This is a genomic window from Joostella sp. (assembly GCF_048266025.1).
In the GTDB taxonomy this organism is placed as follows: Bacteria; Bacteroidota; Bacteroidia; order Flavobacteriales; family Flavobacteriaceae; genus Galbibacter; species Galbibacter atrarenae.
In genome coordinates this window covers 126,296-151,063 of record NZ_JBLXAF010000010.1, presented here as the reverse complement: position 1 = coordinate 151,063, position 24,768 = coordinate 126,296, and the positions used below count along the sequence as shown (strand labels likewise).

Annotated in this window: 20 protein-coding genes; 6 read left to right on the top strand and 14 right to left on the bottom strand. The window is 33.4% G+C overall.

What is annotated here, in order from left to right:
* The first annotated feature begins 346 nt into the window (after positions 1-346).
* Positions 347-1,930: a sulfatase family protein gene (locus ACN0TY_RS15310; protein ID WP_417445166.1), complete on the top strand. Its 1,584-nt coding sequence runs from the start codon at positions 347-349 to the stop codon at positions 1,928-1,930.
* Between the two features lie 158 nt (positions 1,931-2,088).
* Here ACN0TY_RS15310 and ACN0TY_RS15305 read toward each other — a convergent pair whose 3' ends face one another.
* The 5 genes from ACN0TY_RS15305 to ACN0TY_RS15285 form a co-directional block, all read right to left on the bottom strand.
* Positions 2,089-4,305, bottom strand: a complete 2,217-nt coding sequence (locus tag ACN0TY_RS15305; protein ID WP_236959759.1) for a polyribonucleotide nucleotidyltransferase — start codon at positions 4,303-4,305, stop codon at positions 2,089-2,091.
* Between the two features lie 293 nt (positions 4,306-4,598).
* A complete protein-coding gene (gene rpsO, locus ACN0TY_RS15300) occupies positions 4,599-4,868 on the bottom strand; it encodes a 30S ribosomal protein S15 (protein ID WP_236959760.1) in 270 nt (89 codons plus the stop codon).
* A gap of 172 nt (positions 4,869-5,040) precedes the next feature.
* A complete protein-coding gene (gene accD, locus ACN0TY_RS15295; RefSeq protein WP_417445165.1) occupies positions 5,041-5,898 on the bottom strand; it encodes an acetyl-CoA carboxylase, carboxyltransferase subunit beta in 858 nt (285 codons plus the stop codon).
* Positions 5,899-5,956: 58 nt separating this feature from the next.
* Positions 5,957-7,024 (bottom strand): class II fructose-bisphosphate aldolase, encoded by a 1,068-nt coding sequence (gene fbaA, locus ACN0TY_RS15290; RefSeq protein WP_236959762.1) that lies wholly within the window; start codon positions 7,022-7,024, stop codon positions 5,957-5,959.
* Between the two features lie 71 nt (positions 7,025-7,095).
* On the bottom strand, positions 7,096-9,633 hold the full coding sequence (locus ACN0TY_RS15285) for a BamA/TamA family outer membrane protein (protein ID WP_417445164.1): 2,538 nt from the start codon (positions 9,631-9,633) through the stop codon (positions 7,096-7,098).
* A 42-nt stretch (positions 9,634-9,675) separates the two neighbouring features.
* Here ACN0TY_RS15285 and ACN0TY_RS15280 point away from each other — a divergent pair, with 42 nt between their 5' ends.
* A complete protein-coding gene (locus tag ACN0TY_RS15280; RefSeq protein WP_417445163.1) occupies positions 9,676-10,401 on the top strand; it encodes a TrmH family RNA methyltransferase in 726 nt (241 codons plus the stop codon).
* 67 nt (positions 10,402-10,468) lie between these two features.
* Here ACN0TY_RS15280 and ACN0TY_RS15275 read toward each other — a convergent pair whose 3' ends face one another.
* Together ACN0TY_RS15275 and ubiE are read right to left on the bottom strand one after the other, a co-directional pair.
* The gene (locus ACN0TY_RS15275; protein ID WP_417445170.1) at positions 10,469-11,179 is read right to left on the bottom strand and encodes a porin family protein; all 711 of its coding nucleotides are present in this window, start codon (positions 11,177-11,179) and stop codon (positions 10,469-10,471) included.
* Positions 11,180-11,212: 33 nt separating this feature from the next.
* Positions 11,213-11,944, bottom strand: coding sequence for a bifunctional demethylmenaquinone methyltransferase/2-methoxy-6-polyprenyl-1,4-benzoquinol methylase UbiE (gene ubiE / locus ACN0TY_RS15270; RefSeq protein WP_417445162.1), 732 nt, complete (start codon positions 11,942-11,944; stop codon positions 11,213-11,215).
* Between the two features lie 266 nt (positions 11,945-12,210).
* Here ubiE and trkA point away from each other — a divergent pair, with 266 nt between their 5' ends.
* Together trkA and ACN0TY_RS15260 are read left to right on the top strand one after the other, a co-directional pair.
* A complete protein-coding gene (gene trkA / locus ACN0TY_RS15265) occupies positions 12,211-13,560 on the top strand; it encodes a Trk system potassium transporter TrkA (RefSeq protein ID WP_417445161.1) in 1,350 nt (449 codons plus the stop codon).
* A gap of 5 nt (positions 13,561-13,565) precedes the next feature.
* A complete protein-coding gene (locus tag ACN0TY_RS15260; RefSeq protein WP_236959767.1) occupies positions 13,566-15,059 on the top strand; it encodes a TrkH family potassium uptake protein in 1,494 nt (497 codons plus the stop codon).
* A 198-nt stretch (positions 15,060-15,257) separates the two neighbouring features.
* Here the strand turns inward: ACN0TY_RS15260 and ACN0TY_RS15255 are convergent, their stop codons facing one another.
* Complete coding sequence (locus tag ACN0TY_RS15255; RefSeq protein WP_417445160.1) at positions 15,258-16,445, bottom strand: pyridoxal phosphate-dependent aminotransferase; 1,188 nt, start codon at positions 16,443-16,445, stop codon at positions 15,258-15,260.
* Positions 16,446-16,460: 15 nt separating this feature from the next.
* The gene (locus ACN0TY_RS15250) at positions 16,461-17,567 is read right to left on the bottom strand and encodes a fatty acid desaturase family protein (RefSeq protein WP_236959769.1); all 1,107 of its coding nucleotides are present in this window, start codon (positions 17,565-17,567) and stop codon (positions 16,461-16,463) included.
* Between the two features lie 143 nt (positions 17,568-17,710).
* On the opposite strand from ACN0TY_RS15250, the gene rsmG reads away from it, so the two are divergent.
* On the top strand, positions 17,711-18,349 hold the full coding sequence (rsmG, locus tag ACN0TY_RS15245; protein WP_417445159.1) for a 16S rRNA (guanine(527)-N(7))-methyltransferase RsmG: 639 nt from the start codon (positions 17,711-17,713) through the stop codon (positions 18,347-18,349).
* Between the two features lie 2 nt (positions 18,350-18,351).
* Here the strand turns inward: rsmG and ACN0TY_RS15240 are convergent, their stop codons facing one another.
* The 5 genes from ACN0TY_RS15240 to ACN0TY_RS15220 form a co-directional block, all read right to left on the bottom strand.
* The gene (locus tag ACN0TY_RS15240; RefSeq protein WP_417445158.1) at positions 18,352-18,615 is read right to left on the bottom strand and encodes a hypothetical protein; all 264 of its coding nucleotides are present in this window, start codon (positions 18,613-18,615) and stop codon (positions 18,352-18,354) included.
* A gap of 174 nt (positions 18,616-18,789) precedes the next feature.
* Entirely contained in the window at positions 18,790-20,418 is a 1,629-nt protein-coding gene (gene pruA / locus ACN0TY_RS15235) for an L-glutamate gamma-semialdehyde dehydrogenase (RefSeq protein WP_236959772.1), read from the bottom strand.
* 90 nt (positions 20,419-20,508) lie between these two features.
* The gene (gene apaG / locus ACN0TY_RS15230; RefSeq protein ID WP_236959773.1) at positions 20,509-20,895 is read right to left on the bottom strand and encodes a Co2+/Mg2+ efflux protein ApaG; all 387 of its coding nucleotides are present in this window, start codon (positions 20,893-20,895) and stop codon (positions 20,509-20,511) included.
* A 5-nt stretch (positions 20,896-20,900) separates the two neighbouring features.
* Positions 20,901-21,929: a DUF3667 domain-containing protein gene (locus ACN0TY_RS15225; protein ID WP_417445157.1), complete on the bottom strand. Its 1,029-nt coding sequence runs from the start codon at positions 21,927-21,929 to the stop codon at positions 20,901-20,903.
* A 72-nt stretch (positions 21,930-22,001) separates the two neighbouring features.
* Positions 22,002-23,258, bottom strand: coding sequence for a DUF5103 domain-containing protein (locus ACN0TY_RS15220; RefSeq protein WP_417445156.1), 1,257 nt, complete (start codon positions 23,256-23,258; stop codon positions 22,002-22,004).
* 159 nt (positions 23,259-23,417) lie between these two features.
* Here ACN0TY_RS15220 and ACN0TY_RS15215 point away from each other — a divergent pair, with 159 nt between their 5' ends.
* Positions 23,418-24,761, top strand: coding sequence for a Na(+)-translocating NADH-quinone reductase subunit A (locus tag ACN0TY_RS15215; protein WP_417445155.1), 1,344 nt, complete (start codon positions 23,418-23,420; stop codon positions 24,759-24,761).
* The last annotated feature ends 7 nt before the right edge of the window (positions 24,762-24,768 follow it).

Here is a 24,768-nt window from a genome sequence, read left to right as displayed (position 1 = left end):
ATGGTACTACGAAAGTGGGAGAGTAGGTCGCCGCCTTCTTTAGAATCCTCATCATGTATTTGATGAGGATTTTTTTTGGTATATACTTAAGTGAATATTGTAGTTATATGAATTCATATTTAACTCTTTACTACTTCGCCTAACACTTTAATCTTCTATGTTTTTATTCAATAAATAAGAATTTACACATCTTTTATTTACGTATTATTATTTTAATTGTAGATTTTACTTTTTTTACTTATTTTAGGACTGAATTTAACTTTCATATTAATGTCAATCTGCTTTGTGCTTTTGATACTTATGAAGGGTGTAAGTTTTAAACGTATAAATCTATAATTAACTAACAATGAACTTGACTAAAATCTCACAATTATTATTAATGGGTATTTTATTGTTTTCTTGTAATGAAAGCAATAATAAGAAGGAAGATTTATTAGCAGACTCTTCCAAAGTAAACCACGATAAACCAAACGTTATTATTATTTATGCGGATGACTTGGGTTATGGTGATGTAAGTGCCTATGGAGCTAAAGCATTGAATACGCCTAATATTGATAAGTTGGCCAATGAAGGTTTAATGTTTACTAACGGACATTGTGCTTCAGCTACATGTACACCTTCAAGATATGCAATGCTAACCGGTAATTATGCTTTTAGAAAAAAGGGTACAGGAGTACTTAATGGTGATGCTGGTCTAATAATTCCAACAGATAAAATGACACTCCCAAAAGTGTTTAAAAATAAAGGATATAAAACGGCTGTAGTTGGTAAATGGCATTTAGGACTCGGAGATGGTGGCGCTATAGATTGGAATCAATCTATTAAACCTGGTCCTAACGAAGTTGGCTTTGATTACTCTTTTATCTTTCCGGCTACTGCAGATAGAGTACCAACTGTTTACTTGAAAAATCATGATATTTTAGGGTTAGAAGATAACGACCCTATAGCTGTTAGTTATAGAAAAAAAATAGGGGATGAGCCTACAGGTAAAGAGAATCCTGAATTATTAAAAATGCCTTTTACTCCAGGTTTGGGTCATGATGGTACTATTGTAAATGGTATTTCTAGAATGGGATTTATGGAAGGTGGAACAAGATCTCGTTGGACAGACGAAGAATTAGCTCATGATTTTTATAGTGAGGCAGAGGATTTTATTATAAATAGTCAAGAAGAACCTTTCTTTTTATTTTTCTCTTTAAGTGATATTCATGTTCCCAGAATGCCAGATACTAGATTTAAAGGAGCAAGTGGTTTAGGTTATCGTGGTGATGCTGTTTTACAATTAGATGATACTACGGGGAGAATTATGAGGTTATTAGAGCATTTAAATATCGAAGATAATACGATCGTTATTTTCTCTAGTGATAATGGACCAATACTCGATGACGGTTATGTAGATGGGGCTATTACAGAAATTAACGGGCATAAGCCATCTGGTATTTACCGTTCTGGAAAGTACAGCATTTTTGAGGGAGGTACTAGAGTACCAACAATCATAAGATGGCCTAATAAAATTAAAGCAGGGTCTGTTTCTGATGCGATGGTCAATCAAGTTGACTTCTTAGCGTCATTTGCTGATTATTTTGGTGTTCCACTTGATAAAGAGGATGCTGTTGATAGTTTTAATATTTGGGATGCATTTGTAGGAATTTCTACAGAAGGTAGATCTACAATGATTGAGCATGCTAGAACTTTAGCTTTTTTAGAAAACGAATGGAAGTATATCCAGCCAAAAAAGGGTGCTAAGAGACTTAGCTGGGCAATAGATGTTGAAGGAGGACAGGAGACAGGTAATAGTGAAGAGGTGCAGTTATATAACTTAAAAGAAGATCCAAAGGAGCTTAATAATATTGCGGAAAAACATCCAGAAAAAGTAGCTAAATTAAAAGAAGCTTTGCAAAGTGCACTTGCTGAAGGAAGAACACGTTAGAATCATAGATATATAAATGAATTAAACTAAAAAAAGGGAGCTAAGCTTCCTTTTTTTTTTGATGCATATTCAGAATAAAATAGTGGTATAAAAAAAGTCCGGTATACTATTAATACCAGACTTTTTACCACACTTTAAAATTAAATAAATATCAATATCTAATCTCTTTTAGGCTTTCTATCACCTCTATTATCTCTAGATCTATTATCGCGGTTTCCATCTCTTTCACGAGGTGGTCTTTCAGCAAAACCTTCTGGTTTTGGTAAAATCGCTTTTCTAGATACTTTTTCTTTTCTTGTTTTAGGATCTACCCCGAAATATTTAACTTCAAATACATCTCCTAAGTTTACAACATCAGTAACGTTGTCTGTACGTTCCCAAGCCAGTTCAGAAATATGTAATAATACTTCATTACCAGGAGCAGCTGTATATTCTACTACTGCACCAAAATCGAGCATTTTAATTACTTTTACTTCGTAAACCTCTCCTTTTGTAGGCTTGAATAGTATAGAATCTATTTTTGCAGTTACGGCATCGATTCCTTCGCTACCAACTCCTAAAATCTCAACGATACCTTCTTCTGTAACTGGGTCTTCGTTTATTACGATCGTAGTTCCAGTTTCTTTTTGCATCTCTTGGATAACTTTTCCACCAGGACCGATTAAAGCTCCAATAAATTCATTAGGAATACGTCTAGTAACCATTTTAGGTGCATGTCCTTTAACATCTGCATTTGGAGTAGCAATTGTTTCAGTTAGCTTGTCTAAAATGTGTAAACGACCGTTGCGAGCTTGTTTTAGTGCATTTACTAAAATCTCATAGCTTAATCCTTTTACTTTAATATCCATCTGGCAAGCAGTAATACCGTCAGCGGTACCAGTTACTTTAAAATCCATATCTCCTAAGTGATCTTCATCTCCTAGAATATCAGAAAGAACAGCATATTTTCCAGATTCTGCATCAGAAATTAATCCCATAGCAATACCAGAAACAGGTTTCTTTAATTGTACACCTGCATCCATTAAAGCCATTGTACCAGAACAAACTGTAGCCATAGAAGAAGAACCATTAGATTCTAATATCTCTGATACTACACGTACTGTGTAAGGGCAATCTTCAGGAACCATTCCTTTTAATGCACGTTGCGCTAAGTTACCGTGTCCAACTTCACGACGAGACGTTCCTCTAATTGGACGCGCTTCACCTGTTGAAAAAGGAGGGAAGTTATAGTGTAAATAGAAACGCTCTTCACCTTCAAAAGATGGCATATCTATTTGGTTAGCTTCTCTACTTGTTCCTAAAGTAACAGTAGCTAAAGCTTGTGTTTCTCCACGAGTAAAAATTGCAGATCCGTGTGTAGATGGTAAATAATCTACTTCACACCAAATAGGTCTTATTTCGTCAGTTTTACGACCATCAAGACGTAAACCTTCATTTAGCGTTAAATCTCTAACAGCAGCCTTTTCAGCTTTGCTATAATACTTAGAGATTAGTCCGCCGAATTCTTCTTGTTCCTCTTCAGAAAAAGAAGCAGTTATTTCATCTTTGATTTCCGCAAATGCAGCTCCTCTTTCGTGTTTAGAAGATCCTGCTTTTGCTACAGCGTATACTTTATCATATGCTAAATCATGAATTTTTTTAGCCAAGTCTTCATCTTCTCTTTCTGGCTCATATTCACGAGTTTCTTTCTTTCCAAATGCTTCAGCTAATTTTACTTGAGCTGCACATTGAACTTTAATAGCTTCGTGAGCAAATTTAATTGCTTCAGCCATTTCTTCTTCTGAAATCTCATCCATTTCACCTTCAACCATCATAACAGAGTCTGCAGAAGCACCGATCATCATATCGATGTCAGATTCTAATAACTGTGCTCTTGTTGGGTTGATGATGAATTCTCCATTTACACGACCAACTCTAGCTTCTGATATGGGGCATTCAAATGGGAAATCAGATAATTGAATAGCAGCAGAAGCAGCTAATCCAGCCATTGCATCTGGCATAACGTCTTCATCATGAGACATTAATTGAATCATCACTTGAGTTTCTGCGTGATAATCTTTTGGGAATAATGGGCGTAATACACGATCTACTAAACGCATAGTTAATACCTCACCATCACTAGGTCTTGCTTCTCTTTTGAAGAAACCACCAGGATAGCGACCAGCAGCAGCAAATTTTTCTCTATAGTCTACTGTTAAAGGTAAAAAGTCTACGTCAGATTGTTTGTAATTGGAAACAACTGTACATAGTAACATACATTTTCCAGATTGAACTACAACACTTCCGTGTGCTTGTTTTGCTAGTTTTCCAGTTTCTAGAGTAATTTCTCTACCGTCACCAAGGTCTATGACCTCTTTAAATACTTTTGGAATCATATAGTTTTTTAATTTTCCTGTTTAATACAGGCTGTTAAACAATGGGTTCCGTTTTATAAACGGAGGTAGTTGTGTTGTTGTAGTTGTTGTGTCCCAATGAAAAACTATTAATCTTAAGCTTTTTTATATGTTTAGAAAGTGATTAAACGATCTATAATTATTTATAATGGTTAAAGGTAATAATTATACTTCGAATTTCTGTAATAAATTCTGTAACAGATGATTTAGAGAATAATTATTAGCTTATCAAATATATTTAAAATAAAAAAGGGAGCAAATTGCTCCCTTATATCTTACTTTCTTAATCCTAATTCTTTGACGATAGCACGATATCTTTCGATATGTTTTTTCTTCAAATAATCAAGTAGGCTTCTTCTTTTACCTACTAACATAACTAATGAACGCTCTGTATTGAAATCTTTACGATTGTTTTTTAAGTGTCCAGTTAAATGATTAATTCTGTGAGTGAACAAAGCAATTTGTCCTTCTGCAGATCCGGTGTTTTTAGCATCACCACCATATTGTTTAAATATGTCTGCTTTTACTTCTTTAGCTAAATACATGCCAATATTATTTAAATGATTCTTATGTATTTGATAGATTTTCTATCATTGGGCGCAAAGATAGTAATAATTTAATTATCAGCTATTTTTGTCTAAGGTTATTTACGTAAAAAAAGAAAATCCGTAACAATATATATCGTTACGGATTTTTTATAATATTGAAAACTAATAATTAAGCTCTTACCGCTTGATTTTGAATAAGATCAATATATAAATTAATCTTATTTTTTAACTCTTTACGGTGTGTTATAAAGTCAAGGAAACCATGCTCTAATAAAAACTCTGATGTCTGGAAGTTATCTGGTAAATCTTTTCCAGTAGCCTCTTTTACAACTCTAGGACCAGCAAAACCAATTAATGCACCTGGTTCTGCAATGTTTATGTCTCCTAGCATTGCGTAGGAAGCAGTTGTTCCTCCAGTAGTTGGATCTGTACAAAGAGAGATGTAAGGAATTCCAATTTCTGATAACTGCGCTAATTTAGCAGATGTTTTAGCTAATTGCATTAAAGATAATGCAGCTTCCATCATTCTTGCTCCACCAGACTTAGAAATCATTACAAAAGGTAATTTCTTTTTTATTGAATAGTCAATCGCTCTCGCTATTTTTTCTCCAACAACACTTCCCATAGAACCTCCAATGAAAGAGAAATCCATACAAGCTACAACAAGTTCTTTTCCTTTAGATTTTCCAGTTGCAGTTCTTACAGCATCTTTTAAATCAGTTTTTTCTTGAGCTTGCTTTAAGCGGTCTGAATATTTTTTAGTGTCAACAAAGTTCAAAGGGTCTTTAGATTCTAGGTTAGGATCTAATTCTTTGAATTTATTGTCATCAAATAAAATCGAAAAATACTCTTTACTACCAATACGAACGTGATAATCATCTTCAGGGCTTACATAGAAGTTCTTAGCAAGCTCGTCTGCTTCTACAATTTTCCCGGTAGGTGATTTATACCACAATCCTTTGGGGGTATCTTTTTTCTCTTGGGTAGTGGTTTGTATACCTTTTTCTTTTCTTTTGAACCAAGCCATATTCTTAGTATAATTTAATAATATTCATAAAATATTTTATGAATGTTAAAGCGGTTTATTATAACGTGTTTACGTTGTTTAAATCTTCAAAAGCTTTCTTAAGTCTAGTGATGAAAGTTTTTTCACCTTCACGAATCCAAACTCTTGGGTCATAATGCTTTTTATTTGGAGCATCGTCACCGTCAGGATTACCAATTTGAGCAGCTAAGTAATCAGCTTTTTCACTCATGTAATCTCTAATTCCTTCTAAGTAAGCGTATTGAAGGTCTGTGTCAATATTCATTTTTATAACTCCGTAACCAATTGCTTCTCTAATTTCTTCTACAGTAGAACCAGAACCTCCGTGAAATACAAAGTCAATTGTATTTGCAGGCACATTGTACTCTTTAGAAATATATTCTTGAGAATTCTTTAAGATTTTTGGAGTAAGTTTTACGTTTCCAGGTTTGTAAACCCCGTGTACGTTTCCAAAAGCAGCTGCAATTGTAAACCTAGAAGATACTTTTGAAAGCTCTTCATAAGCAAATGCTACTTCTTCTGGTTGTGTATATAATTTAGAATCGTCTACATCTGTATTATCAACACCATCTTCTTCACCTCCAGTAATCCCTAATTCGATTTCTAGAGTCATTCCCATTTTTTCCATTCTTTGTAAGTATCCACAACATGTTTCGATGTTGTCTTTGATATCTTCCTCAGAAAGGTCAATCATATGTGAACTGAATAATGGTTTTCCTGTTTCAGCAAAATGCTTTTCACTAGCATCTAACATTCCATCAACCCATGGTAATAATTTTTTTGCACAGTGGTCTGTATGTAAAATTACAGGTACACCATATTTAACTGCCAATTCGTGAACATGCTTAGCTCCGGCAACAGCTCCTGCAACAGCAGATTGTTGTCCGTCGTTAGAAAGTCCTTTACCTGCATTAAATTGTGCTCCTCCATTAGAGAATTGAATAATAACAGGTGCATTTAAATCTGCAGCTGTTTCTAATACTGCATTGATTGTACTACTTCCTATTACGTTTACTGCTGGGAGTGCGAATCCCTTTTCTTTGGCGTAGTTAAAGATTTTTTGTACTTCATCTCCTGTAGCTACACCTGGTTTGATATTATGGCTCATAAAATTTAAGTTTCTAATTTATATTCAGTTGTTTTTATAATGCGTACGCAAAAATAATAAATTTACCTCTCTTAAAAAGGATAATTAATACCAATATTATATACAGCATTACCAAAGTTGTAATCTGTAAACCATCTTTTGCTCTTTTCATAAGATGGATCGAAGGTCTTAAAACCAATATCGAAGCGTAAAATAAAGAAATTAAAATCATATCTCAGACCAAAGCCTGTACCTAATGCAATTTCTTTTAAGGATCCTAAGTCCTCAAAAACGGCTGCTTCTTCTTCCACATCATCTAAAAAGTTCCAAATATTTCCTGCATCTGCAAAAAGAGCACCTTTAAAATCACCAATTAAATTAAATCGATATTCTAAATTGAAAGCTATTTTTAGATTGGCTTCATTAAAATCATTTACATTGTCTGTTCTCCCAGGACCAAGAGAATAGGGCTGCCAAGCTCTATTGTCGTTTGATCCTCCTGCAAAATAACTTCGTATAAAAGGAATGTTATCTGCATTTCCGTAAGGAATAGCAACACCAAGAAAGCTTCGGAAAGCAAGAACATTACTTCTAGATAGCCTCCAGTATTTAATATAGTCTAATTCTGTTTTTACATATTGAGAATATTGAACTCCAAAAATAAGATTGTCTCCATTTTCATTTTGATCGAAATCAACTAAAGGAGCAATTGCAGAAAGTAAGTTTCCTGCCAATTCTATCTTTCCTCTAAATTGAAAAAAATTATTGTCATTGGCATTTCTACGATTATTTTTAAAATACGTATAATTGCTCGCATATATTAAGTTGTTGGCGGTAAGTCTATCTCTTCGGTCTTCTAAGCGTGACACTTCACTAACATCATCACTTGAAGCAGGAATAGTTCCATCAAGTACATCGTTTGTAAAACCAGAGGTTCCATCAGGAATAATTAAATTACCATTCGGATCATAATAACTCGTATCTGCAACTTGTATATAATCACTAGCAACACTATTTAAATCTCCATAGCTATTATCGTATACATCATAATACCTGTCGATATTTAAATTTTTTACATACTGAATATTTAAAAGCTCGAATATATTTTTCCGTTGACTGGTAGGACTCCATTTATAACGTAAAATACCATTAAAAGTTTGTTTGTCTAATCCAATATTCTTCTGAATAGTAGTACCAATAGAAAATCTAGTTTCTGGTGACATAGATTTCGGAATAAATCGGTCTGTATTTATTGGAAAAAATATACGAGGAAAATTTAAACCTATATCCGCTCCAAATTCTGCTAAATTGAAAAAGCTACTACTGCTATTTTTAAAATCTGAAGAAGACCCTACTGTACCTCTAAATGCTAAATCTAGAGTTTCTGCCCCTCTAAATATATTTCTGCTAATGATTGATGAGCTAAAGGAAATTCCAATATCCTGAATGTTAGAATGAAGAACATCGGTGCTAAAACCTAATGAAAACCTTGATCTTGGAGCTAAATAAATATTAGTATTTAGTTGATTATCCGTGCTGTCTACATAACTATAATTAATGTTAGGATACTTAAAAACCTTAAGGTTATTAATCTGTTTAGAGGTTAAAGCACGTTCAGAATCTTTGTAAACATTTCCAGGGATAATGGCAATAACATCTGTTAATGCATTCGGTCTATATTTTAATTTGTCCTTATAGTATATTGTATAGCCGTCATTCTCGATGGATTGAAGGGAATCCATATTATTAAAAGAATAATCAGCAAAAATATTTACCTTATTTATATGGTGCACTTTGTATTCTACATTTTTTGTAGAGTCACCTTGTTGATCTGCAACCGTATTAATCGATACACTAACTGGCATTTTATAATCTTTTCCAGTTGTGGTATCTCTATGAATATCGAAAGTAATGGCGTTGGGTTGAAATTTATAAATCCCAGAATTGGCAAATAAGGTATTTAAACGCTCTTTTTCATTCTGAAAATTATCAAGATCAAATTTTTGTCCTTCTCGAATTCTAGAAAATCGCTTGTATTTATCATAGATAGAATCTAAATCTTTAGATGTAATCTGTGTAGTAATGCTATCTAAATAATAGGTAGGACCGGTAGTAAGTTTGTAGTTCACAACAGCCCTTTTTTCTTTCTGTTCTGCAGTATCTACTTCTACTTGTATTGTGTTATTAAAGTATCCTTTTGTCTCGTAATATTGGGTTAATCGTTCTGCGGATTTTATAGTTTTTGCAGGATCGATAATTACGGGAGCCTCACCAGTTTTCTTTAGCCAATGATGAAAATTAATCTTATAATCGGCAATTTGTACGAGTTGTTTTTTAGAAATTAGGCGTTCAAAGATATTGATATCCTTTAATGTGCTATCAAGTCTAGTTACGTAAAAAGAGTCTGGGTTTTCTTTAGCCAGATTATAAAGTGCTAATCTCCCTAGATTATTAGGTCTTTGCGAGAGGAGTCCTTGAACTTCATCGTTCTTAATTTTCTCGTCATTAACTAAAACATTATTCTTTGTAAGGAGATATTGACCATCTTTAACCCTTTTTATGGCATTACAAGAGGATATAAATAGTATTACAATAAATAATACTGTTATTTTTACAAAAAATTGTTTCAATCGGGTAATTAATTAATTTAACGTCAAAAATACATTATTTGAATGGTTAGCAAAAGCGAAATAAAACTTATAACGGGCTTACATCAAAAAAAGTACAGAAATAAAGAGGGACTTTTTATTGCTGAAGGTGTAAAAGTAATTAATGAACTTTTGAAATCTGACTTTAAGCTTCATAAAATTTATGCTCTTAAAGAGGATCTGGTGGATATAAATCCTGAAAAAGTAAATTTAGTTTCAGAACTGATTCTTAAAAAGATGAGTGGATTGAAAACACCAAGTCCTGTTCTCGCTGTTTTTTATATGAAACCTCCTTCAGAAATTGAAGAAAAGGGATTGATACTTGCTTTAGATGATGTTCGTGACCCTGGAAATTTGGGAACTATTATAAGGATGTGCGATTGGTTTGGAATAAAAACACTTGTGTGTAGCGAACATACAGTAGATTGTTATAATCCAAAAGTTATTCAAGCAACAATGGGATCTTTAACGAGAGTAAATGTTGTGTATACAGATTTAGAAAGTTATTTGAAAAATGCAAACTGTCCTATATTTTGTGCAACCATGGAAGGGGCAAATATTTATAAAACGGAAGTTCCTAAAGATGCTATTTTGGTAATGGGAAATGAGGCTAATGGAATTTCTGACTCTATTCTTTCTCTAATTAAAAACGAAATAAGTATTCCGCGTTTTGGAGATATTCAAGCAACAGAAAGCCTAAATGTAGCTACTGCAACAGCTATTCTTTTAAGTGAGTTTAAAAGGAGGTAGTTGAAAATAATGATGTATTTTGGTTATTTATTTTGTTATAAACAATATACTTATTTCATCTAACGCATTATTCAAAAGTAAAATTAATAAATACACCTCTAGAATACATATTGTTAATGTTAGAAGTCCATTCGCTATTGGGGTCAATATCTTGAACCAATTCGTCTGTTAAAGCGAAAACTCCACGTATGGAAGGGGAGAACTTAAAATAATGCAAATAGAAATCTATTCCGAAGCCTAACTCATAATAGTAAGTATTTTTTTTCATTCTTAAAGTTCCATCAGAAGTGTCCTTTGTGCTATCTTCACTACTACTTAAGTTAAAAGAAGTAGATACTCCTCCAACTATATATGGTTTAAAATTACCAAGTCTTTTCGTGCTAGCTTTTATTAAAAGAGGCACATGTATATAGGTAGATTTTACTTCTCTAATAGCATCATTTGGATCACTAAACCCAGGAAAAAGCAAATCTCTTTGTGTGTAGTACAAACCTGGCTCCAAACGAACATCAAAGTAATCATTTAGTCTAACCTCTCCAATTAGCCCAACATTGAAACCAAGACTTTTTCCTACTTGAACATCTGTTTGGTCAGTTGTAGAAGCATTATCTATATAATCAAACTTAAAATTATATTGATTAAAACCTAAAAAGTATCCCCAATTGAGACGCTTTTTATCTTCGTTTTCTAAATTTAAGATTGGATTTTCATTAAATTGAGGGAAAACCGTCTGGCAGAAACAAAGTAAAGCAGGTATTAAAAAGACTAATTTTTTCATCATCGAGGTTAAGTTTGTAATGTTTAAGGCATATTATTTATATGCTTCATAGATAGTTGCAACTCCGAAAGTCTGTGGCTTATCTTCCACATTAGTAAACCCAATTTTACGTAAAATATTGTTGAATTCTTCACCAAAAGGAAAAACAGATGCAGATTCTGATAAATAAGCATAAGCTGAGCGGTCTTTTGAGAACAGTTTTCCGATTATAGGAAGGATCGATTTGGTGTAAATGTTATACCCTTGTTTATAAGGTGGTTTTGTAGGATTTGATGTTTCTAAAACTACAAAAATCCCTCCCTTTTTAAGTACACGGTAAATTTCTGCCAATCCTTTTTCAAGATCTTCAAAATTCCTTACTCCAAAAGCAACGGTAATAGCGTCAAAAGAATTGTCTTCAAAGGGTAAAGCTTCACTATCACCAATAACCATATCTATTTTATCAGATAATTTTTTTTCACTTACCTTAAGTTTTCCAACTTCAAGCATTCCTGGAGAGATGTCTAGACCTGTAATTTTTTCAGCATCTATTTTTAGGGCCATATTAATAGCTAAATCTCCTGTTCCAGTTGCGATATCTAGAATTGTAGCTGGCTTGGTATTTTTTACCAAAGCAACTACTTTTTCTCTCCATTTTATATCAATACCAAAGGATATAACCCTATTTAAACCGTCATATTTACCAGAAATGGTATCAAACATTTGAGTTACCTGTTGTTTTTTTCCTAATTCGGAATCCTTATATGGTGTTACTTTCTTCTCCATCAACAAAATTTTGGTAAATATAATACTTAGATTTTATCTAGTCGAGTTAAATCCTAAGATACTAATAGTATCCTATGACCCTATTTATATTAAATTCAGTATAATTGGATGTGGAAAGGGGAGCAGCTTTTCTTCTAATAAAAGATATTTTAACAATTATATGGATTCAAATACATTAATAAAGAGGTATTTATATAGTGGTCTTAACCTTTAAATCTAATTTTATTTAATATATATTTGTATCCTAAAATAGTCTACGTAATTCAATGAAAATAATTATTGCAGGTGCTGGCGAAGTAGGGTTTCATTTAGCAAAACTACTTTCTTACGAATCTCAAGACATAACCCTTATAGATAATGACAAAGAGAGTCTGAATTATGCAGATACTCATTTGGATATTAAAGTTTTAAGAGGTGATGCTACTTCGGTTTCTGTATTGAAAGAAGCAAGAATAGATTCTTCGGACCTAATGATAGGTGTTACTTCTTCAGAAACAACAAATATAACATTGTGTTTATTGGCGAAGCAACTTGGTTGTAAACGAACCATTGCTAGGATTTCTAATACTGAGTTTATTCATTATAAAGACGAGATTAAGTTTGATACTCTTGGAATAGATGAATTAATTTCTCCCGAAAAGTTAGCTTCGGAAGAGATTCAATTGTTATTGGATCAATCTGCATTTAACGATAGTTATGAGTTTGAAGATGGCGCTCTAATAATGGTGGGAACATCGCTTCAGCGTACGGCTCCTTTTGTTGGAAAATCTGTACAAGAGGCTGCAAATATTTTTCCTGAATTACATTTTGTGCCGATTGCAATCCAACGTTTTGGTACACAATATACTCTTATTCCACGTGGAGATACCGTTTTTAAAGAAGGAGATCAGGCATATTTTGTTACCTTAAAAGAAGGAGTAGACGAACTTTATAAACTTACTGGAAAAACACGTGAGGAGATTAAAAATGTTATGATTCTCGGTGGAAGTAAAATAGGTTTTAAAACTGCTAGAGATTTATGTAGTAGTAAGTTTAGAGTTAAACTTATTGAAAAAGATAAAAGTAAAGCTTTTGATATAGCTGATGACCTTCCAAATGCTTTGATAATCAATGGAGACGGAAGAAATGTAGACCTTCTGGAGGAAGAAGATATTAGTGAGATGGATGCTTTTATAGCGGTTACAGGAAATTCGGAGACGAATATTATGTCTTGCTTGATGGCTAAATCTAAAAACATTAAGAAAACTATAGCTTTGGTGGAGAATATGGATTACTTCCAACTTTCTCAGTCTATAGGAATAGATACGCTTATTAATAAAAAGCTTTTAGCTGCAAATAATATATTTAGACATATAAGAAAAGGTGAAGTGGTAGCACTTACCAAGCTGAATAACTTAAATGCAGAAATGCTTGAGTTTATAGTAAAACCAACTTCTGCTGTTACAGGAAAAATAATAAAAGATATAAGTTTTCCTAGATCTGCAATTATAGGAGGAGTTGTAAGAGACGGAGAAGGTATTATTGCTCTTGGAGACTTCCAAATAAAAGCAGGAGATAGAGTCGTAGTTTGCTGCTTGCCAAGATCAATTTCCAAAGTAGAAAAACTATTTCTCTAATCTTTATGAAAAGACTAAATACTAAAATAATTTTTCATTTTATGGGGCTTTTATTGCTCTGTAATGGTGGCTTTATGATCCTATCTGCTATTGTTAGTGGGTTGTATAAAGATGGAGCTACGTTGGAAATTAGTTTTGCTGGAATTACAACCGTTTTTTTAGGAGTCCTTTTAATGTATGTAACTAAAGAACATAAAAAGGAAATTAAGAAAAGGGAAGGATATATGATTGTTTCCTTCGGATGGGTTTTTATGACGCTTTCTGGAATGTTACCTTATCTTTTTACAGGATCGATCCCATCTGTTACCAATGCTTTTTTCGAAACAATGAGTGGTTATACTACCACAGGAGCGTCTATTTTAAATGATATTGAAGTGCTTCCTGAAGGGATTTTGTTTTGGCGGAGTACTACGCATTGGATAGGGGGAATGGGAATTATAGTTTTGGCTATAGCGATTTTACCCCTATTAGGAATAGGAGGGATGCAGCTTTTTGCAGCTGAAGCTCCTGGACCAAGTGCAGATAAGTTACACCCAAGGATTACAGACACAGCTAAACGTTTGTGGTTTATTTATGTTGGGTATACATTGGCTGAAACGTTGCTTTTAAAGCTTGCAGGAATGAATTTCTTTGATGCGATAAACCATGCAATGGCAACGCTTTCTACGGGAGGTTTCTCTACAAAAAATGCTAGTTTAGCTTATTGGAATGATAATCCGTTAATAGAGTATATTGTTATCTTCTTTATGTTTGTAGCTGGAGCAAACTTTGTTTTAAGTTATTTTATGTTTAAGGGGAAAGTCCGTAAAATAATTGAAGATTATGAGTTTCGGTTTTACGCATTATTGGTAGGTTGTGTAACTGTTATAGCTACTTTGGTTATTTATTTTAAGGCGAATGTGCCAGTTAGTGAGTACCACCCTATGGTTTTCGGAATGGCAGAAAGCTCATTTAGACATGCTTTATTTCAAGTTATTTCTGTAATTACGACTACAGGATTTGTAACTGCAGATTTTACAAGTTGGACTCCTTTTCTTACTATTGTTTTCTTCGGATTGATGTTTGTAGGAGGATCAGCTGGTTCTACTGCAGGGGGAGTCAAAGTAGTGAGGCATTTACTTATGATAAAAAATGGTTTGTTGGAGTTTAAAAGAACTTTACATCCAAATGCAATTATCCCTGTGAGATATAACGGGAAAACAGTGCCAGAGAATATCATTTATAATATTTTAGGGTTCTTTATTATTTACATGCTACTTTTTATAACGGGAGCAGTGGTTTTAGGAGCTTTAGGATTGGATTTTGAATCTGCAATTGGAGGTTCTGCATCTTCTTTAGGGAATATAGGGCCAGGTTTAGGTTCGTTACATCCGCTTACAAATTTTGATTCACTACCGATGCTTGGTAAATGGTGGTGTTCTTTTCTAATGCTTTTAGGGAGGTTAGAATTGTTTACAGTATTAATACTGTTTTCTCCTTTTTTCTGGAAGCGTACTTAAATTATATTTTAGAAGAATCAATACGCCTACAATGTATAAAGGGGGTTTTTCCCCTTATAATTAATAAGGTAAGTTTATATATTTACACCCTACATTTCTCAATAAGCAATGATGAGAATTTGAGGGAATTAAGTTTAAAAAAAGCGAAGTGGAGACTTCGCTTTTTTGTTTTTATAATAATATGTAAAAGTGTTTTCCTTAAGAAAGCACCTCTTTTATTCTCTTTATGGCTTCTATTAAGTTTTCTTCAGAAGCAGCATAAGATATTCTAATACAGTTTGGATTTCCAAAAGCTTCACCAGTAACTGTAGCTACATTAGCTTCTTCTAGAAGTAGTAAAGAAAAGTCTGATGCATTTTCGATCTTTTTACCTCTTATTGTTTTTCCGAAGAAATCAGAGATGTTTGGAAATACATAAAAAGCACCTTCAGGAACATTAAGTTGGAAGCCTTTTATCTCTCCCAATAAGCCTAATACAAGGTCTCTTCTTTCATGGAATTTATCAATCATATATTTTATCTCGCTAACAGGAGCTTCTAATGCAGTAATTGTAGCTCTCTGAGCAATACAGTTTGCACCACTTGTAATCTGACCTTGCATTTTGTTGCAAGCTCTTGCTATCTTCTCAGGAGCTCCGATATATCCAATTCTCCAACCTGTCATAGCAAATGCTTTAGACACACCATTTACAGTAACAGTTCTGTCGTACATCCCATCTATAGAAGCTATACTTGTATGACCATCACCGAAGTTAATGTGTTCATAGATTTCATCAGAAACAATAATGATATTTGGGTGTTTTCTTAAAACTACAGCTAAAGATTCTAATTCTTCTTTACTGTAAACAGATCCACTTGGGTTACAAGGTGAGCTGTACCAAATCATTTTCGTTTTAGGAGTGATAGCAGCTTCTAGTTGTTCTGCTGTCATTTTAAAGTCGTTTTCAATTGAAGTTTGTACTTCAACAGGAACTCCTTCAGCAATTTTTACAATATCTGAATAGCTTACCCAATATGGAGCGGGAAGAATAACTTCATCTCCTGGGTTTATAACTGTAAGAGCAACATTAGCTAACGATTGTTTAGCTCCTGTAGATACTACAATCTGGTTAGGTGTGTATGTTAAGTTGTTATCTCTTTTAAATTTATTGATAATAGCAGTCTTTAAGTCAGCATAACCATCTACTGGAGAGTAGCTGTTGTAATTGTCGTCAATTGCTTGCTTGGCAGCATCTTTAATAAATTCTGGAGTGTTAAAGTCAGGTTCACCAAGGCTTAAGCCTATTATATCTTTACCCTCGGCTTTTAGTTCTCTTGCTTTTGCAGCCATGGCAAGTGTTGCAGAAGTTGCCATGTTTAAAACTCTTTCAGATAATAATTGTGTCATAAAATGAAATTGTGTTTAGTTGTAAACATACGTAGGTTTTTCACCTAATGCTTTTAAATGTTTGAAATGCGAAATTATAGCTTTTCTTGTAGTTTCATACTCGTAGTATGGTAAATTAAACTCTCCCGCAGTTTCTTTAACAATTTTAGCAATATTTGTGTAATGTATATGGCTAATGTTAGGAAAAATATGATGCTCTACTTGGTGGTTTAAACCTCCAGTAAACCAATTTACAATCTTGTTTTTTGTAGCAAAATTAGTAGTTGTAAATAACTGGTGTATTGCCCAAGTATTCTTTACAGTTCCCGCTTCATCTGGTAATACTGTGTCTGCATTTTCTACGATATGTGCTAATTGGAATACCATGCTTAATATTAATCCAGCAGTGTAATGCATAACGAAGAATCCGATTAATACTTTCCACCATGCTAAATCGATAAAAAACATTGGGATAGCAATCCAAACAGTTATGTAGATGATTTTTGTAATGATTAATACACTCCATTCTTTAGCAGGGTTCGGAAATTTACCGTATGATAATTTTTTCTTCATGTACCTTCTCATTTGCTTAAAGTCGGTAGTGATAGCCCAGTTAAGCGTTAGAAGTCCGTATAGAAATACAGAATAGTAATGTTGAAATCTATGCATTTTACTCCATTTAGAATGCTCGCTGAATCTTATGATTCTTCCAGCATCTAAGTCTTCATCATGACCAGGAATATTTGTGTAGGTATGGTGAAGTACATTGTGTTGTACTTTCCAGTTATATACATTTCCAGCAAGAATGTAGATGCTGGCTCCCATTACTTTATTGATCCATTTTTTAGATGAATATGATCCATGATTTCCGTCATGCATAACATTCATTCCAACTCCTGCCATTCCAATTCCAATTACAATTGTAAGCAATAATTGTAACCATTGGTTCATGTCTATGGTTAGGATTAAAAAATATGGAACTAAGAAAATAGCAAACATTATCGCCGTTTTGAGATAAAGTTTCCAGTTTCCAGTTTTTTTAATATTGTTTTCGTGGAAATAATTGTTAACTCTTGTGTTTAAAGTTTTAAAAAACTTTGCTGGGTCTTTTCTAGAAAACCTAATATTCTTACTCGCGTTCATAAGCATTTATTCATTTTTTCTTTGACAGGTTTTGTGTAAAGAAATGTAGTAAACAAAAATAGACATTAATTAAGTGTTTAACGTCTTAAAAAGTTGAAAAGTGCGCGTATTATTCCCTATTTTTGTTAAAATTTCAGAAAATAATGTCAGTAGCGATTATAGATAAGTATTTTCCTTCTTTAACTGAAGATCAAGTTGCTAAGTTTTTAAAACTTGAAGCTTTGTATAAAGACTGGAATAGTAAGATTAATGTTATCAGCAGGAAAGATATAGATGAGTTATATGTAAGACATGTACTGCATTCTCTAGGTATTGCCAAAGTGCAACCTTTTCTTCCTGGATCTTCTATTTTAGATGTAGGTACTGGTGGCGGTTTTCCTGGAATTCCACTTGCTATTTTATTTCCAGAAACTCAATTCTATTTAATTGATGCAATTGGTAAAAAAATTACTGTTGTAAATGAAGTAGCACAGGCCTTAAAACTTGAAAATGTAACTGCAGAACAAATTCGTGCTGAAAAGGTGAAATCTGAATTTGATTTTATAGTAAGTAGAGCTGTTACAAATATGCCAGATTTTGTAAAATGGGTGAAAGGAAAAGTGAAAAAGAATTCTCAACACACTCTTAAAAATGGAATCTTGTATTTAAAGGGTGGTGATTTAAGTGAAGAGCTAGCCATTTATAAAACGGCTAAGATCTTCAACTTGCCTGACTATTTTGGGGAAGATTTCTTCGAAACCAAAAAAGTGGTTCACCTTCCTTTAAAATATACCGGTAAATAAAATTACATTCTCAACATTGAGTTATACGTATAGCGCCAACTTTCTAAAAAGTGCTTCACATACTGTGTCTTTCTTTTTAGGAAGCTAGGGCGTGTTTTTTTTCTAAGCTTATCCTCGAAAGCTTCGATCTTTCTTAAGAGCGTATTTTTATTCTTTGCAATAAACACACGTTCTACTTCTGTAGTTTCTCTCTTATTACCTTTTGTAGTGTCTAGTATTGAGTATTTGATACTCAGAATACATCTTTTTTGTTCATCTTTCATCATCTTCAGCTTTTTTGTTTAAACACAAAGATACACATAATTTACAATTAAGACACAATTTGATAACATTAACTTAACATTAGAAAGATTTTATTTTTGATAATCAGTTGTTTGTGTAAATTAAAAAAGCCCTCGAAAGTAAACTCAAGGGCTTTTAAAATTATATGTAATGCCAATTTATTCTCCTAAGAAAGGATATCTATAATCTACTGGACTAACAAAAGTTTCTTTTATTAATCTAGGTGATACCCAACGTAATAAATTCTGTGATGAACCAGCTTTATCATTTGTTCCTGAAGCTCTAGCTCCTCCAAATGGTTGTTGTCCTACAACAGCTCCTGTTGGCTTGTCATTGATATAGAAGTTTCCAGCAGAATTTTGTAATGCAGTTGTTGCTTCTTCAATAGTATATCTACATGCTGAGAAAACAGCACCAGTTAAGCCATATTCAGAAGTTCCATCTACTAATTCTAGTGTTTCACTCCATTTATCATCTTCATAAATATATATAGTAACAACTGGTCCGAAAAGCTCAGTAGTCATTGTTTTATATTTTGGATCTGTAGTAACGATAACCGTTGGAGTAACAAAGTATCCTTTAGATTTATCGTATGTACCACCAGCATGAATTCTAGCGTCTTTATCTTCTTTCGCTTGATCGATATAACTAGCAAGCTTGTCAAAAGAACCTTCATGAATTACGGCAGTAATAAAGTTCTCCATATTATTAGGAGCTCCTATTTTGAAAGACTCAACGTCAGTTTTTACGTAATCTAGAACTTCATCAGCAATAGATTTAGGTAGATAAACACGAGACGCAGCGCTACATTTCTGTCCTTGGAACTCAAAAGCACCTCTAGAAATAGCAGTTGCTACTTGTTTTGGATTAGAAGAAGGGTGAGCAATGATAAAATCTTTACCCCCTGTTTCTCCAACAATTCTCGGGTATGTTTTATAGATATCGATATGATTTCCAATTTTCTTCCAAATTCCTTTAAAGACATTTGTAGAACCTGTAAAGTGAATTCCAGCAAAATCTGGACTTTCAATAACAGTATTGGTAATCATTTCCGGGTCTCCATATACAACATTAATCACACCGTCTGGTAATCCAGCTTCTTTAAATATATCTACAATTACTTTTGCAGAATATACTTGACTGTCGCTAGGCTTCCATAAAACAACGTTCCCCATCATAGCTGCACTAGCAGGAAGATTTCCAGCAATAGCAGTAAAGTTAAAAGGAGTAATAGCGTATACAAAACCTTCAAGCGGTCTGTATTCTACACGATTCCAAATTCCGTCATCAGATTTTGGCTGATCGCTGTAGATTTTTGCCATATATTCTACGTTGAATTTCAAGAAATCGATCAACTCGCAAGCTGAATCTATCTCCGCTTGATGAATATTTTTCGATTGCGCTATCATTGTAGCAGCATTTATTTTAGCTCTGTAAGGGCCAGCGATTAAATCTGCAGCCTTTAAGAAAATTGCAGCTCGTTGTTCCCAATTTAAAGCAGCCCATTTTTTTCTAGCCTCAAGATTGTTAGCTATAGCTTTATCAATATGAGACTTTTCTGCAAGATGGTATTTACCAACTATATGCTGATGGTCGTGTGGAGGAGACAGAGGTTTGGTGTTTCCTGTTTTAATTTCTTCACTTCCAATGTAAAGTGGGATGTCTACTGTGCTGTTAAACATTTCATCGTACTGTTTTAGTACTGATTCTCTCTCAGGAGATCCTGGAGCGTAAGTTTTAACAGGTTCGTTGATTGCCGGAGGGACATTAAAAAAGCCTTTACCCATACTTTCTGTATTTATTGAATTAAATAATTTAATCAAAGGTACTAAATGCAGAAGGGTTTAAAAAGTAAAATAATGTTAAAGAATATATCCCTAATTAAGAGCAAAAGGAGCGCATAATTTAAATGTAGGAATAATGACTCTAAATTTTCTTGTAGAAGTGAAATTTACCATGTTGTAATGGCCTCTCATAGCTCCAATTGGAGAAGTTAATAAGCAGCCTGACGTGTATGTGTGTGAATCTCCAGGTTTTAAAACTGGTTTTTTTCCTATTACACCCTCTCCGTCAACGATTTCAACGTCATTAAGCGCGTCGAATATTTGCCAGTGGCGAGAGGTTAGTTGTACAGAATCCTTACTTTGGTTTTCAATAGTAATCTTATACCCAAAAGCATAATGCATCTTGTAGTTCTTGAAGAATGCACCTTCAAAACTAGTCTTGACAGAGATTTTTATGCCTTTAGTTATTTGTGTAATCATGTAAATTAGTATGTGTAAATGCCTACTAGAACTATTGTTACTATTGATATTGTAGCTAAAATAAGGAAAATTGTATTAATATAAATGAATTTAACAATTGTTTTAATTCTAGACTCTTTATAGAAACCTCTCATGGACTTGTAAAGGTAGATGAGAAAGGCGAGGAAGGCTATAATGTGTAAATCTTGATTAAATGCCCATTTTGTGATTAGGCATACTATTAGTAAAAGTGTAAATAGTGTTTGTGTATGAAAACTAAAGATTAAATGGTCTATGTATTGGTACTTTTCGAATGAGTAAATAATCCATATAAAAATCGAGTAAAATGGCAAAAAGAAGAAAATAATGAAAGGAAGTTTTGATATTAAATTAGCAAAAAAACTTCCAGGATTATGATATGTTTTGTGAGCACTCTTTGCAATATTAAAAGTTACTCTGTTCTCTATTGAAGGAGAAATCTTTAGTTGGTCAATAGCATTATCGTAGTTAAAATACTTATCCCTTTGGATGTCTTCATAAAAATATTCCGTTTTTTCATACATCCTTTTTATGAAAAGCTTTTCGTTTAATTTTTCAAAAAAAACAGATGGAGGGTCTGTAGTGTTAATCTCTCGTTTTGGACTGTATTTTTTTAAAATCGAATCAATTGTATTTTTCTCATTTTCAGAAATTATTGTTTTCTTAAGAGAATTGACAGTGTTTTCAATGAATAGGCTGTCTTTTATAATAGATTCATTTATTGTATTGTTTGCTTGGTCAAAATCGCTACTGTAACTTATCATTAAAAAGTATAAAATAGTGATGCTAAGAAAAAACCGAAAAGGATTGGTGTAGGTTGCTCGCTTTCCATTTACGTAATCCCTTGTTATTTTTCCTGGTTTTAAAATTAATGTGGCAAGGGTTTTATGGAGCTTAGAATCGTAAGAGAATATGCTAGATAGGAATTCTTCAATCAGATGAAATATAGAAAGCTTCTTGGAGCTATTTTTTTGTCCGCAGTAAGGGCAAAAAGCATCGCTCTTGTCGAGAGGCATCTCGCAATTAAGGCACTTGTTTGTTCTGTGTTTTAAAGAAGGTGCGTGTCTCTTTTCCATTCAGTAAAAAAACTAATTAGATATGTTGACAGAAGAAGCGCTTCCAACACCAATAACGCTATCATAAATATCTCCAAAATCTCTATAGTATACAATGACTGTATAGTTATTTTCCGTCTCCCAATGACTGCCGCTAATAAAGTTTAAGTCTGCAATGCCATTTTCTGAAACTTTCACATATTTATAGTTGTAAAACCCTTGCTTAAGAAGGATTGCAGTTTTTAGCGTGTTTGTTTTTGGGTCTAACTTTAGTAGGTTTTCGTCTGATAATTCGTAATTATTAAATTTCCCGTATACATATATTTTATCCAATCCTATGGTGTTATCGTAGGCTAGGCTAAAGCGTATAAAAGAGTAATCTGCTTCTCGGTTTACATCTTGATTGTCGCCATCTATTGTGCGGATATAGAAGTCTCCGTTAATATCTGGATTATAGGTGTAAGCAAGTTCTTTTCGGGGTTCGTTTGTGTATAAATAATGATTATATCTGTTAGTAAGGTTTACTCTTGCAATGCTGTTGTTAGCAACTCTTATTTCTTTAGTGTCAAACCAATAATATTCGTTGCCGCCTTCAAAAGAAGTCTCGATATCGTATTTGTAGATAAGTTGGTTTTGCGACATAAATTGAGGTTTAATTCCAGTGATTACATAATTGAAATTGCTGTTCTGTAAGATGGCTACTTTAACCTCTTGTTGCGGATTAATAATCTCGAAATCTGGAGAATTAATAAGGAACTCAAGGCGCTGTAATTTATCAATATTTTTCATGCTTCTCGACCGTTTTGCTATAACACCAACATTAACAGCGTCCTTGTAAACAATAAATCGGCGAGAGAAAATCAGGTTTCCAGCATTATCTTTTATTTTTAAAATATAGTTTCCAGTAACACGAAGCTTCGTCTGTTGGTTAGGGAGTGTGAGTTGGTAATTGGTGTATGGCTGAATGGTGGCTAAAGAATTATCGTATGTTATAATTCGTTGATCATCAACCCCAACTAGAAATTGTGATTTTAGGAGTTTAGAAGGTGTCCAGTTGTAATTACAATGTTCAATTTCATAATAATAATCTTTTTCGTCAGCGTATAAATCATCAAAAGTAAGAGTGATAGTTTCTCCAACTTTTACGATAGGAAACTGGTCTCCTTCTGCGCTAGATTTAAACACAATAGACTTGATATTTTCAGGAGGCGGCATCTCGATTTGTACTTGAGAAAAAGAGATGTTTCCTATAAAAAAAAGTATAACGAAAAGGTTATAGTTGAATTTCATTAGTAAAAAAATTTGAGGATAAATATACATAAAATACCTACCAAGGCTACAATGTAGTAAGATGCTCCTTAAAAATATAGGTTTTTATTATGCGAACTATGTTTTAATTATTAAATTTGCACGAATTTTTGAGTTAACTAATTTCATTAGATAGATAGCATGTCAAACGACATTAAGATTAGAAAAGGCTTAGATATTAAGCTGAAAGGTGAGGCGGAAAAATTAATTTCTGATGCGCCAAGATCTAAAAACTTCGCTATTAAGCCAACTGACTTCCATGGTGTAACACCAAAGATGGTTGTTAAAGTGGGAGAGTCTGTAAAAGCTGGAGATATTATTTTTTATTCTAAGTACAATGAGCAAGTGAAATTTGTTTCACCTGTAAGTGGTACTTTAAAAGAAGTAAAGCGAGGCGCAAAGCGAAGAATTTTAGAGGTTGTTGTAGAAGCTGATGCAGCGGATACGTACAAGGATTTTGGTTCAAAAGACATCGAAAGTATGTCTGGAGAAGAAGTTAAACAACACATCCTAGATAGTGGGTGTTGGCCTTTTATTAAGCAAAGACCTTACGATATTGTAGCAAATCCAGATGATGCCCCTAAGGCGATTTTTATTTCAGGTTTAGCAACAGCGCCATTGGCAGCTGATGTTGAGTTTGCATTAGGAAAACGCAAAGAGGAATTCCAAATTGGATTGAATGCAATTTCAAAACTAACTACAGGGAAAACACATCTCTCGATTGATAAAAGATCGGCTTCATTTTTTAATGAGGTAAAAGGTGTGCAGATGCATAAAGTATCTGGTCCACATCCTGCGGGGAATGTTGGGGTTCAAATACATCACATAGATCCAATAAATGCTGGAGAACGTGTTTGGGTAATTAATCCTGAAGATGTAGCTATTATTGGTTCGTTGTTTAAAACCGGAAAATTCGATGCAACTCGTGTAGTTGCCGTAGCTGGAACAGAAGCGCCTAAAGCTCAATATTACAGGCTTAAAATAGGATCTAATGTTAAGGATGTAGTTGGTCAATTACCTGCAAATGTTAGAATTATTAGCGGAGATGTCCTTACAGGAGATAAGATAGCTAATGATGCTTTTGTTGGGTATTATAGCAATACAATTACTTTAATTCCAGAAGGGGATAATTATAGAATGTTTGGATGGTTGCCATTTAAAGATAATAATATTCCTAGTATGTCTAAAACATCACTTTCTTGGTTATTTCCAAATAAGAAATATGCGGTTAATACCAACTTAAATGGAGAAGAGAGAGCTTTAGTTGTTACTGGAGAAATGGAAAAAGTATTACCAATGGATGTATATCCTATGCAACTTCTTAAAGAGTGTATGGTACTTAATATTGAAAAAATGGAAAACTTAGGGATTTACGAAGTAGCTCCTGAAGATTTTGCATTAGTAGATTATGTAAGTACTTCCAAACTTGAAGCACAAGCTATTATTAGAGAAGCTTTGGATGTAATGATAAAAGAAGTTGGTTAATAAAAAC